This window comes from Methylocystis borbori (genome assembly GCF_036576025.1).
Classification (GTDB): Bacteria; Pseudomonadota; Alphaproteobacteria; order Rhizobiales; family Beijerinckiaceae; genus Methylocystis; species Methylocystis borbori.
In genome coordinates, this window is the sequence record NZ_JAZHYN010000003.1 from 106,404 (window position 1) to 117,774 (window position 11,371).

The window sequence follows — 11,371 nt, forward strand, 5'->3', positions numbered from 1 at the left end:
GGGCGGCCGTAACTCGTTCATGGTCATATTGCGGCTGCCCGGACTACCACCCGCCGCGGTCGAGCCATTCGTCCACCATCGGCAATCGGTCGTGCCCCCAGAAAGGCTCGCCATCGACGATAAAGAAGGGGGAGCCGAAGATGCCTCTGCGAAGCGCCTCGTCCGTCATCACCCGAACTTTTTCCTTCACCGACGCCAATGCGATCGCCCCCAGTACGTCGCGAGGATCTAGGCCACACGCGGCGGCTATGCCGGCGACGATTTCGGGGCTGCTTGTGTCCTGGCCAGCAGCGAAGTAGGCGTGAAACGTGCGCGCAGCGAAGGTGGACGCTGCGTCTGGTTCATTCTCCTCGATCCAGTAATAGGCACGGCTTGCTGACAACTGGGTCGCGGGATGCCCGTCCGGCAATTCGAATGGGATGCCGGCTCGACGGGCCAGGCGTAACCAGTCGTGACGAGCGTAGTCGCCCCGCAGCGGAGTCTGGCTCAAGGACGTCATGCCCGTCGCCTTAAACGCAACCCCGAGCATGAACGGGCGCCACAAAACGGGGCGATGGTGCTTCGACGCCACGCTCTCAATCGTCTGGGCAGCGAAGTACGCGTAGGGCGAACTGAAATCGAACCAGAATTCAACGGGAGCAGGCGCTTGGGTCATTTTACATAACTCTCACACTGCCGGACACGCGAATGCTCGCGCCGGGCTCAGGCGAAATCTCCGCGTACAAGCGGGACGGCACTCCCATGTCCTCGCCCTGCCTAATCACGATCGATCCGTTATGCGGCCAGCTGCGATCGCGTAGGTAGCCAGCCAGTGCCGCGGCCGCAGCACCGGTGGCCGGATCCTCGTACACGCCGCCTGCGGCGAAGGCGTTGCGGGAATGAAACAGGGAGGGCCTCGCCGCATGGATGAGGCTGATGGTTGCGAGGCCGTTCGCTAGCATCATCTCCCGACCTGCCGAAAGGTCATAGGACATTGCGGCGAGCAGCGCTCGATTAGCGAGGGCCACGATGAGGTGGCGAGCTCCGGCCTCGGCCACAGCGGGCGGCAGGGATGGATCAAGATGCTCGTGACGATAGTTGAAGAGTTGAAGCATCTCCGCGAGCATAGGCGTGCCGGCCGGCTCGCTGCGCGTGGGCGGCGAGTGGAGAGTCGCGGTAAGGCCTGCATCCGTCCGCCGTCCCTCGACCGTGATGAGGGAGTCGTTTAGGCGAAGACGGAAACTCCCGTCGCCGTGTTGCATGGCCAAGGCCGCACCGAGGGCGATTGTGGCATGTCCACAGAAGGGCACTTCGATCTCGGGAGCGAAATAGCGAACACGCCAATCCTGCCCTATCGGCGCGGCAAAGGCAGTTTCGGAATAGCCGACCTCTTTTGCGATCGCCTGCATCTCGGCCGGATCGGGCAACTCATTGCAGATCACTACGCCTGCAGGGTTGCCGCCAGCATCGCCCTCGCAGAAAGCGGCCAGCCGCTCCTCAACGATCTCACCTACCGATGTCTCATACATGTTCATGTCTATGGGCTTCCGGATCGTATGGTATCGTAGCGGATGGCAGTGATCCTTCTCCGGCGATCGTCTGCATTTCTTCGATCAGCCAATCGCGAAAGGTGATGATCTCCGGGCGGACCATTGTCTCTCGCGGACCGACGAGCCAATAGGCTGTCTCGGCTTTGATGCAGGGCCCGCAGAACCGAACGAGACGGCCTGTAGAGAGTTCTGGACCGATGAGGGGAAGCCGCCCAATTGCGACGCCGAGGCCTTGAACGGCCGCGTCGATGGCCATCTGGATTGTATCCACCATCAACCCGCGTTCGCACTCGATCGGGTCGCGCTTTGCCGTCCTCGCCCATGCGGCCCAATCTTGGGACACGGTTGTAATATGGATAAGGGGGGCATCGCAGAGACTCGCGACCGGGCCCAGCTTACTGAGCAGCTCCGGCGAGCAGACCGGTACCAATTGCTCTGCCAACAGGTGCGTAGCTGTGAGATCCGGCCAAGTCCCGGTTCCCAGCCGGATAGCGATGTCGGCGCCGTCGCGAGGGAATTCGACGCGGGTATGAGTGGTATCGATGTGGACGGTTACCCCCGGATAGAGTTCTCGGAAGGCTGGCAATCTCGGAAGAAGGAGACGAGCGCCGAATGTCGGCGCAACGCTGATCGCCAAACTGCGGCGCGGCGGTCTATCCGGCACGCGGTCCGTCGCATTGGAGAGCACCGTCAGGGCTTCTCGCACCGATGGGAGGTAATCCTGCCCAGCGTCGGTTAGTGCGAGGCCCCGGCTTGTGCGTGCGAAGAGCGAAACGCCTAGCCAATCTTCCAGCGACTGGATTCCGTGGCTGACCGCGCTTGGCGTCACTTCAAGTTCTTCCGCAGCCAGCTTAAAGCTTAAATGTCTGCCTGCGGCTTCGAAAAAGCGCAGGGTATTCAGCGGGGGCAATCTGAACGCCATCGGTCCGGTTCGTCCTCACTTCGATTGAGGCGTGCGTCACTCACTATGCGGCGGTTCTTCATCTCGCGGAGGTGAAATCTACTCACTCCCTAACAACTGGGGCTCACTCGCCGTTGACCGGGCACGTCACGGACCAGCGTGAGAGCCCGATTTACCTCATCGTGAAGCCTACTCAACTCTGAGCGACTAGTACTCGCTTGTCACCTTCAGGGCGGGCCGCTCTCATCTCATCGGGAGAGAAGGAGCATGTGCATTGAGCGAGCGCTCGACCAGGAGCTCACTTGGCCGGATCAATGTAATGAAGGCCGCAAGGTGCGATGAGTTGATCGCTTCTCCTAAGCGTTTCTTGGTTGGCCTTCGCGCGATGTACGAGAGATGGAGCAATCGACGGCAGGTCCGACGATTGCTGGAAATGGATGATCACACTCTGCAAGATATTGGATTGCGCCGCAGGGACATCTTCCTGGCGCTTAGTGGTCCGCGTTCCGAGGATCCCTCTGGGAAACTCGTCGCATGGCGTGACAAGAGACGATATGCGGCAAAAGCTCAGCGCCGGGAAGCACGTCAGGAAGTCACGCGCGAGACGCAGGCGGAGGAAGTCCGCTCCCGAATTGCGGAGTGGATATCCGAGCAGCGGGAGAGCTCGGCGCGCATTGTTATCGTACCGGGCTTGGGAGGCTCGGGCCCAGATCATTGGCAATTGCACTGGGCGTCGCTTCTCCCGCACGCACGCCTGGTACATCAAGACGACTGGAACGCGCCTGATCGTGACAGCTGGGTCGAGCGCTTGAGCGAAGCGATCGATGAAGTGCCAGGTGCGGTCGTGGTCGCCCACAGCCTCGGTTGTGCCGTGCTGGCGCATCTGCTCAGGCAGCGGCCGAACGCCCCCATCGCCGGAGCCCTCGTGGTTTGTCCCGCCGACGTGGATTCCTGCGCACACACGCCAGCCGAGGTTCGATGCTTCTCCCCGATGCCGCTTTCTGTCTTCCCGTTTCCAGCGCTCGTTGTCGCGAGCGAGGACGACCCCTACGTCACGGTCGCGAGGGCTAAGAGCTTCGCTGCGGCGTGGCAGGCGGGTTTCGCAAGTGTCGGCCCGTGCGGGCACATCAATACAGATTCAGGATATGGCCCCTGGCCGCAGGGTTTGCTCTTGCTCAAAGAACTTGTCGAGACGGTGCATCGACGCGTTCCACTCGGCCAGCCGTATGTTCCTCGTTGGGATATCAGCACCTGATAGGTTTCGACGCAGCATGTAGGAAGCATAAGCGTGACAATACGCAGAGAGGGCAAGAGCGCACAGAAATGGAACTCTACTCCGCGATAGACTGGAGCCACGCCTTTGCCCCGCGAATGGAGAGAATGCGCGCCTCCGAGATTCGCGAACTTCTGAAGCTCCTTGCGCGACCTGAGATAATATCGTTCGCCGGTGGCATTCCCGATCCAGCACTCTTTCCCATAGATGCGGTTCGGAGGGCATATGATCTCGTACTAGCGGACCGCGAATTAGGCCCTGCCTCCCTCCAATACTCGATTAGCGAAGGCTACGAGCCGCTCCGGTTGTGGATTTCCCAATACATGGCGCGACGCGGCGTCACCTGCGGCACCGAAAACATCATTATCACTGCCGGATCGCAACAGGGCTTGGACTTGCTCGGGAAGCTGTTTCTCGCCGCCGGAGATATTGCGCTCGTATCAGCCCCAACCTATCTCGGCGCGCTTCAAGCGTTTGGTGCCTACGAACCGCGCTATCTGATTCTGACGCCAGAGTCTTCGCAAGCCCGAACGATCTGCCAAGAGACAGCGGGCGGTCGTGTCGCTCTGGCCTACGTCGTTCCGGATTTCGCGAATCCGACGGGCGAGACGATGGGTGAGGCTGCACGACGCGGCCTTCTTGGCATCACGGCAGAGGCAGGCGTGCCCTTGATCGAAGACGCGGCGTACGAGGCGCTGCGGTTCGAAGGCGTGCCGCAGCGTTCCTGCCTCGCGCTCGATGTCGAGCGATGCGGCCATATTGATCGCAGTCATGTGCTCTACTGTGGGACATTTTCTAAGACTATATCGCCAGGCCTTCGAGTCGGTTGGATCTGCGCGGCACGCAATCTGATTCATAAGCTCGTCCTAGCAAAGCAAGCCGCGGACCTACACAGCGCCACACTCAACCAGATGGTCCTGCATCGCCTTGCAACGTCGATTTATGACGATCAAGTCGCCAAGATCGTCAAAGTCTACGGTGCGCGACGCGACGTAATGTTCGACGCGCTCGTCCGACAGATGCCTGACGGGGTGAGCTGGACGGAGCCGATGGGCGGTATGTTCATCTGGGTTACGCTTCCCGTCCACCTTGACGGTGCTGAGCTGCTGACCGCGTCCATTCGGGAGGAAGGCGTTGCCTTTGTCCCCGGACGCGCGTTTTTCGCCGATGGAAATGGCTGCAACACGCTGCGGCTGAATTATTCGCTGCAATCGGAGGCAGGCATCGAGGAGGGTATCGGTCGGCTTGGTCGGCTGATCACCAGGAAGCTCACCGGAGCCATGTGGCGGCCACGAGGTCATTCACGACTCGGGTAAAGCACGGATGGCCAAGCTGATGATGTTCCAAGTCGATGCGTTCGCTGAGCGCGTGTTTTCGGGAAACCCTGCTGCAGTGTTGGTGCTTGAGGACTGGCTGCCCGAAGAGGTGATGCAGGCTATCGCGGCGGAGAACAACCTCTCGGAAACAGCTTTTCTCCGCCCAGCTTCGGATCGTTGGGAGCTGCGCTGGTTCACGCCGGTACACGAAGTCGATTTCTGCGGACATGCGACTCTCGCGGCGGCCCATGTGCTCGTCACGGAGTTCAAGCGAGCGGGTGAGCTGATGTTCGCCACACGCGTTGGCGAGCTGCGGGTCACCTCCGGTGACGAAGGCTATCGGCTCGATTTGCCTAAGTTTGAGCCCACGTTCGGGATCGCGCTTCCTGAAGGAGTTTCAAAGCTGTTTGTGGGCGGGATGGCTGCTGTTTTCATGAATTTCGAGAATATTTTCGTGGAGTTACCGACCGACGAGGCCGTGCGCGATTTCGTGCCCGATTTAGCGGCGATCGCGAACCTTTATCCGCGAGGCTTGTCGATTACTGCCGCCGGAACTGAGGTGGACTTCGTGTCTCGCTATTTTGCGCCAGGCTCAGGTATCCCGGAGGATCCGGTGACGGGCTCGACGCATTCCACGCTCGTACCGTATTGGGCAAAGAAGCTAAGCAAGTCGACCCTCTTGGCATATCAATGGTCGCCGCGTGGCGGCCGCTTGGCATGCGAGCTGGTCGGCGACCGAGTGATGGTTTCTGGTCAGGCTGTTACGTTCATGAGGGCAGAAATCTTCTTGTGATCATTCGATTGCGCGTCGTGCTGCATTCGCGGAGTCCTCAGCGGGACCGAGCGCGTTTGATCTGCTTGTTCAGCTAAGAGGGGCCCGTAGGCAAGCATCTTCATCGCCTTCAAATCGACGACCATAACTGCTGGCGTTACGTGGGAAGCATGCGTTTCTTCACCTCCGATCTATGTGGCTCTTAAGCCTTCTCGTAACGTGGCTGGCCCGCACGGCATCGGCAGTGAAAGGACATCCTCTGCGAGTGAGGAGGCCTCGCTTGCTGCCTGCGACTCTCAGCGAGATGCTCTGACCTGTTGAAGGATCTAGCTCAGTTGGTGCGCACCATCTGGTGCCGCCTCCATTGCAAACTCGGCGCAACGAACGGTGATGAATCCCGAGCTCTTCCTGCCTCTGATCCTCTTTGCTTTGATCGCTACGATCACCCCCGGAGGGGCGACCGTACTCGTCGTGGCGTCGGGAGCGCAGCACGGATTCCGCTCGAGCATCCCGCTGGTAACCGGCATGGCAGTCGGCTTGGCTTCTCTCTCTGCAGCGGCTGCTGCCGGCCTCGGTGCTGTGTTGCATGCATTTCCTGAGCTTCAGATAGTGATGCGCGGATTGGGGTCGGCATATTTGCTCTGGCTGGCTTGGCTGATCGCTCGCAGTGGTGGGCCTAAGATGCAAGCAGAGGCCGGCACGTCGCCAGTCGGAATTGGAGGTGGACTCGTTCTGCTCTGTCTGAATCCGAAGGCTTGGACGATCGCCATCGCGGCAACTGCGGCCTTTGCAAACCTCACATCGTCTGCGGCGAGTCTTGCCCTAATCATGGCAACTGTGTTCGGGATCTGTGCCGCCTTCTCTCTTTCAATGTGGTGCGCGGGCGGCTTCTTGCTTTCTCGGATGCTCAGGAGCGAGCGTCAATGGCGCGTCGTCAACGTCTCGCTAGGCATCTTGCTGGTTATTTCCGTAATTCCGCTTTGGCTCTAATGAACCTCCCATCAGTCTCCGCCACGCAAAGGGCTGACGAGCAAGCAATCGGACTTGAGCGCTATTCGTTTGCAGCTGAGAGGGCCTCGTAGGAGGCTTTCGCGGATATCGCGGGATCATTCGCGTCGAGCGGCTTCCCCGGGTACTGAACGTCGAGTCGGATGTCCGTTGATTTAGATCCGGGCAAAGCCGTCCAGAAAGGCGAGGTCGATGGTTGAAGCGGCGGGAGCCGGCACCGCGTGCCGATCAAAAGTTCTCACCGAGTGCGAGGGCTCAGTGCGGATAATAACGATCAACCGCCCAGCGGTGCGAAATGCCGTCGACGCAGAAACCGCCGAAGCTCTCGCGGCGGAATTCTCAGCTTTCGAGCGCGATGCGGCCGCCTGCGCGGCGGTGCTGACGGGAGCCGCAGGCACATTTTGTGCGGGTGCGGACTTGAAAGAGATCGCGTCGAATGGCGCGCAGGACCGATGGTCGAAAAGCGAGAATCCACCGATGGGGGCCACGCGTCTTGCGTTAACGAAGCCGGTGATCGCCGCGATTGAGGGCCATGCAGTGGCAGGCGGGCTTGAACTGGCGATCTGGTGCGACTTGCGCGTCGCGAGCGAGACAGCGGTCTTCGGAGTATTCAATCGACGCTGGAACTTGCCATTGGTTGATGGAGGCACCGTGCGTTTGCCCCGCATGATCGGACAAAGCCGTGCGCTGGACATGATTGTGACCGCTCGACCCGTGGATGCCCGCGAGGCCTTGGCAATCGGCCTCGTCAATCGAGTGGTGCCAGCGGGCAGCGCTCGCGCAGAAGCCATCAAGCTTGCACATTCAGTCGCCAGCTTGCCGGCCGCGGCGCTCAAGCTAGACAGAATGGCCGTCCTTCGACAATGGAGTTTGCGTGAGGAGGACGCGCTGGATTGCGAGTTTTCCGAGGGGATTTCCTTGGCGAGCGATCACCAAGCGTGAATCTACGCTGGTGTCTCGGACGCATCCTTGCGACTGATGCGTGCCGGCGAGCCCGATTGGCTTGTCCCCGTTCGTCGTGCCTTGGCGAAACCACGGTCTGTCGCCATGAAACGCGCGATCATTGGTGCGACCAGCTTGGCCGGCTCCACAGCTTGGCCGCTTTCGCGGCCAAGGATCTCCGCATAGGCGAGGAGATCGCGGTGGAGTGCGGCGGGCAGTTCCACCGAAACCTTCACGGGCTTGTCGTCTTCGAGCGGTCCGAGCTTTAGCTTGGCCATCGGCTAGCCTCCGTAAGGTTCGAGCACCAGGTCCCGCGTGACGATGACGCGGACCGGGAAGCCGGGCCGGATGGTCAGCGTCGGCGCGACATTGAGCTGCCGCCGGATGACCTGCTGGCCGGCATCGTTGATCGTGTCCTGGCCACCGTTCCGTATCGCTTGGATCAGGCGGTCGTCGTCGTTGGTGGCGAGCTCGGCCCCGACGCTCAGCAACGTAGACAGTCCCGCCGCCTTCGCCAGCTCCCACCAATGATAGTCGACACCGTCCTGAAGACCTGCATAGCCTTCGGCGTCCGCGCCGGGCTGACGCTCGAGGACGATCGAACGTCCGTTCGGGAAGATCAGACGATTCCAAACCAGGAGCACACGGCTCTGACCGAACTGAACGCTGTTGTTGTATTGACCGATCACGCGGGTACCTTGGGGCACCAGAAGAATGCGGCCCGTCGGGCTGTCGTAGATATTCTCTGTCACCTGCGCGGTGATCTGGCCTGGGAGATCGGAGTGGATGCCGGTGATGAGCGCGGCCGCGATCACGGCACCTGCCTGAAGGATGTAAGGCGACGCCGGTGCGGCGACGCGATCGGGTGCGACGGTGCGCCGATCGGCGGCCGCGTTGAGGAATGCGAGCTGGCGATCCTGGGCCGATGGGGTGGCAGGCGGTGGCGCGAGGCCGAGGCCAGTGAGGTCAGGTGCCGGCGGCGGCGCGATCGTCGTGGCGCCCGGGCCCGTCGAGGCCATGGGCCGGTTTTCGGTGCCGCTGAACAGCCTGCTGACTCGGGCGGTCTCTATTTCTTGCAGCCGACGCTGCTCCTCCGCGCTGATGCCGGTGTGCGGAATCGGCTGGCCACGATTTTGTGCGCCGAGGATGGGCCGGCCGAGATCGCCCGGGAGCGGCGGCCCGAGCTGGGGGACGCCGCTATAGTCGCGCGGCAATCCGGCCAGGCCATCAGCGGTCGATCGATTGTCGGTCGAGTACAGTTCTTCGTTGGGCCTCGCTCCGTCGCGGGTTTGGAGCGCATAAATCAACGCGCCGCCGACGCCGACGCTTGCCACGAGTCCGATACCGGCGAGCACCTTGCGCGAAAGCCGCGTGACGCGCGGCGCCTCACCACGCAGCCGCATCGGGTCGGCCGCCTCGCTGGCCGACCCGGTCAGCGGCGCCTCGCTTTCCTCGTTTCGGGGTTCAGGGTCGCTCACGACGTCGGCCTCCCGTCAGTGCGGACGATGCGCACGCGCTTCTGGCGGTCGCCAGCGCCGAAGCGCAGCTCGGCGGCCGCGAACAGGCGGTCGACGATCATGTAGTTGGCGCGGACGCGGTAGTTCACGAGTTCGGAGGTGTTGCCCTCCGGGCCGACGACGAACAGCGGCGGCATTTCGCCCTGACCAATGCCGCGCGGAAACTCGATGAAGACCTGGCGGCCGTCATCGTAGGCGCGCAGCGGTCGCCACGGCGCACGATCGCCTTCGATGGCATAGCGGAAGTTGATGTTGGCAAGGTCGACGCCGGTGGCGACCGGACTGCTGGCCTCGGCCTGCGCGTTCTGGCGGCGCAGCGCGATGAGCTGATCCTGCGGATACTGCCAAGACACCGACGCCATATAGGTGCGCTCGGTCGAGCGCAGCTCCATGTGATAGGTGCGCAGATTGGTGTTGATGATGAGGTTCGTCATCAGGTCAGCGCGGGTCGGCTTTACGAGGATGTGGACTTGGCTGGTCGCGCCCGAGCCGCTCAACGTGTCGCCGATGATCCAGCGCACGGTGTCGCCGGCGGCGACCGGGCCGGAGCCGACCAGTTGCTCACCCGGCTGGAGAGCGATGTCGGTGATCTGGCCGACCGCGGTGTAGACCTGATAGAGCGCGCCGCCTGTATAGGGATAGACCTGCATGGCGTTGATGAAGCCATCGCGGACGGGCTGCACACGCGCTGCCGCGTTGGCCTGGTTGACTCGTGCGGTGGGCTCGGCTGGTTCGGGCGTGCCGCGGGATGGCTCGACCGGCTTCATCTGACCGGGGAGCGGCAGAGGTCGCGGCAGCTCGACCACCCGCACGGGAGCGGGAGGATTGGTGCTCAGGGCCGCCGGCACAGCATCATCATAGGAGATCTCTGGCGGCTTGTTCGCCGTTGCGCAGCCTGCGAGCGCCGACGTGCACAGCAGGAGAATCGTAAATGTGGAAGTGCGAGAAGCCGGGCTTCCGGCTTTACGGAAAGACGGCTTCATTGCCCAAGCTCCCGTGACCAGTTGATGGCGTTGACGTAGATGCCGAGCGGGTTGGCGCGCAGCCGGTCGGCGTTGCGGGGCACCTGCACGACGATGGTGAGGATGGCGGTCCAACGGGTCGTTTCAGCGAGCTGGCCGTTTTCGTAGCGGCGCTCGACCCAGGCGACACGGAAGCTGTCGGGAGATGCCCGGATGACGCTGGAGACATCGACGGCGATCTGTTGTCGACCGACCTTGGTGAAGGGATCGTTGGATCGCGCGTAGTCGTTAAGCGCCATCGCGCCGCGGTCGGTCGTGAAATCGTAGGCGCGCAGCCAATTCTGTCGGACGATGATGGCGTCGGCCGGGATCGAGCGGACCTGCTCGATGAAGCGCGCGAGATGAAAAGCGATCTGCGGATCGGTCGGGCGATAATCGGCGACCGCTGGCGCCACGGCCTGCGCCTGGCCGAGCCTGTCGACCTGCACGACCCAGGGCACGATCGTCCCTCGCGCCGATTGCCAGACGAGCGCCGCCGCGAAGCTGGCGGACAGAAGCAGCGAACCGAACGCCATGAAGCGCCAGTTCTTCGCCTGGACGCGCGCGGCGCCGATGCGCTCGTCCCAGACCTGGGCGGCGCGCTGATAAGGTGTCTCGGGTTCTGGCGCTTTGCCGTAGTGAGTAGAAGGTCGTTTGAACATCAGCGGTCGCCTCCGGAGAGATTGATGGAAGAGCCGCCGCCGTGGCTGTCGCCGCTGCGCACGGCATGGGCGGCCGCGGTCACACCGTGGCTCAAGGCCTGAGAGCGCTTCATCCGCTGGGCCCACGCCGGCGGCCCGTCAGCCGCCGCGGACGGCGCAGCCTCGGACGCGCTCGCGCCGACCGAACCCATGGTCGATGTGCCGCCCGTCGCTGCGAACGCGGATTTGGCGCCTTCCGAGAAGCTCGACTTCATGCTGTCTGCTGCCTTGGAAGCCGTGCGGCGCAGCGGTGAGGTGGCGGCCGCGCCAGCGGCGCGAGCAACGCCACCGAGTCCGGACCCCACGGCGGACGCGCCCGACTGGCCGGCAGCGCCGAGGCTGTAGGCCGTCGAGGCGCCACCGGCCAGGGCCGCTCCCCCACGAGCGGCAGCGGCAGTTCCGGAAAGCGCA

12 protein-coding genes and 1 pseudogene are annotated in these 11,371 nt (G+C 62.6%); 5 read left to right on the forward strand and 8 right to left on the reverse strand.

The features are described from left to right. Positions 1-43: 43 nt before the first annotated feature. Genes V3H18_RS01990 through gcvA form a run of 3 tightly spaced genes read right to left on the reverse strand, consistent with a single transcriptional unit; the run spans position 44 to position 2,451 of the window. On the reverse strand, positions 44-655 hold the full coding sequence (locus tag V3H18_RS01990) for a 2-hydroxychromene-2-carboxylate isomerase (protein ID WP_332080203.1): 612 nt from the start codon (positions 653-655) through the stop codon (positions 44-46). 1 nt (position 656) lies between these two features. Then, complete coding sequence (locus tag V3H18_RS01995; RefSeq protein WP_408631745.1) at positions 657-1,508, reverse strand: PhzF family phenazine biosynthesis protein; 852 nt, start codon at positions 1,506-1,508, stop codon at positions 657-659. Then, positions 1,501-2,451, reverse strand: coding sequence for a transcriptional regulator GcvA (gene gcvA, locus V3H18_RS02000; RefSeq protein ID WP_332080204.1), 951 nt, complete (start codon positions 2,449-2,451; stop codon positions 1,501-1,503). The genes V3H18_RS01995 and gcvA overlap by 8 nt, the downstream gene beginning before the upstream one ends. 253 nt (positions 2,452-2,704) lie before the next feature. On the opposite strand from gcvA, the gene V3H18_RS02005 reads away from it, so the two are divergent. The 5 genes from V3H18_RS02005 (at position 2,705) to V3H18_RS02025 (ending at position 7,741) form a co-directional block, all read left to right on the forward strand. Further along, positions 2,705-3,685: an alpha/beta fold hydrolase gene (locus tag V3H18_RS02005; RefSeq protein ID WP_332080205.1), complete on the forward strand. Its 981-nt coding sequence runs from the start codon at positions 2,705-2,707 to the stop codon at positions 3,683-3,685. 68 nt (positions 3,686-3,753) lie between these two features. After that, a complete protein-coding gene (locus V3H18_RS02010; protein ID WP_332080206.1) occupies positions 3,754-5,019 on the forward strand; it encodes an aminotransferase-like domain-containing protein in 1,266 nt (421 codons plus the stop codon). Between the two features lie 7 nt (positions 5,020-5,026). Further along, positions 5,027-5,812 carry a PhzF family phenazine biosynthesis protein gene (locus V3H18_RS02015; RefSeq protein ID WP_332080207.1) on the forward strand — a complete coding sequence of 262 codons (786 nt, stop codon included), beginning with the start codon at positions 5,027-5,029 and terminating at the stop codon, positions 5,810-5,812. Positions 5,813-6,181: 369 nt separating this feature from the next. Next, a complete protein-coding gene (locus V3H18_RS02020; protein ID WP_332080208.1) occupies positions 6,182-6,781 on the forward strand; it encodes a LysE family translocator in 600 nt (199 codons plus the stop codon). A 210-nt stretch (positions 6,782-6,991) separates the two neighbouring features. Then, the gene (locus V3H18_RS02025; RefSeq protein ID WP_332080209.1) at positions 6,992-7,741 is read left to right on the forward strand and encodes a crotonase/enoyl-CoA hydratase family protein; all 750 of its coding nucleotides are present in this window, start codon (positions 6,992-6,994) and stop codon (positions 7,739-7,741) included. 2 nt (positions 7,742-7,743) lie between these two features. Here V3H18_RS02025 and V3H18_RS02030 read toward each other — a convergent pair whose 3' ends face one another. The 5 genes and pseudogenes from V3H18_RS02030 to V3H18_RS02050 form a co-directional block, all read right to left on the reverse strand. Then, positions 7,744-8,019 carry a DUF2274 domain-containing protein gene (locus V3H18_RS02030; protein ID WP_332080210.1) on the reverse strand — a complete coding sequence of 92 codons (276 nt, stop codon included), beginning with the start codon at positions 8,017-8,019 and terminating at the stop codon, positions 7,744-7,746. Between the two features lie 3 nt (positions 8,020-8,022). After that, positions 8,023-9,219 carry a TrbI/VirB10 family protein gene (locus tag V3H18_RS02035; RefSeq protein ID WP_332080211.1) on the reverse strand — a complete coding sequence of 399 codons (1,197 nt, stop codon included), beginning with the start codon at positions 9,217-9,219 and terminating at the stop codon, positions 8,023-8,025. Further along, entirely contained in the window at positions 9,216-10,241 is a 1,026-nt protein-coding gene (gene trbG / locus V3H18_RS02040; RefSeq protein ID WP_332080212.1) for a P-type conjugative transfer protein TrbG, read from the reverse strand. Before trbG ends, V3H18_RS02035 begins: the two co-directional genes overlap by 4 nt. After that, positions 10,238-10,921 carry a conjugal transfer protein TrbF gene (trbF, locus tag V3H18_RS02045; protein WP_012112760.1) on the reverse strand — a complete coding sequence of 228 codons (684 nt, stop codon included), beginning with the start codon at positions 10,919-10,921 and terminating at the stop codon, positions 10,238-10,240. Before trbF ends, trbG begins: the two co-directional genes overlap by 4 nt. Continuing rightward, positions 10,921-11,371 (reverse strand): annotated as a pseudogene (locus tag V3H18_RS02050) (P-type conjugative transfer protein TrbL); the annotation flags it as partial. The gene trbF and the pseudogene V3H18_RS02050, both read right to left, overlap by 1 nt.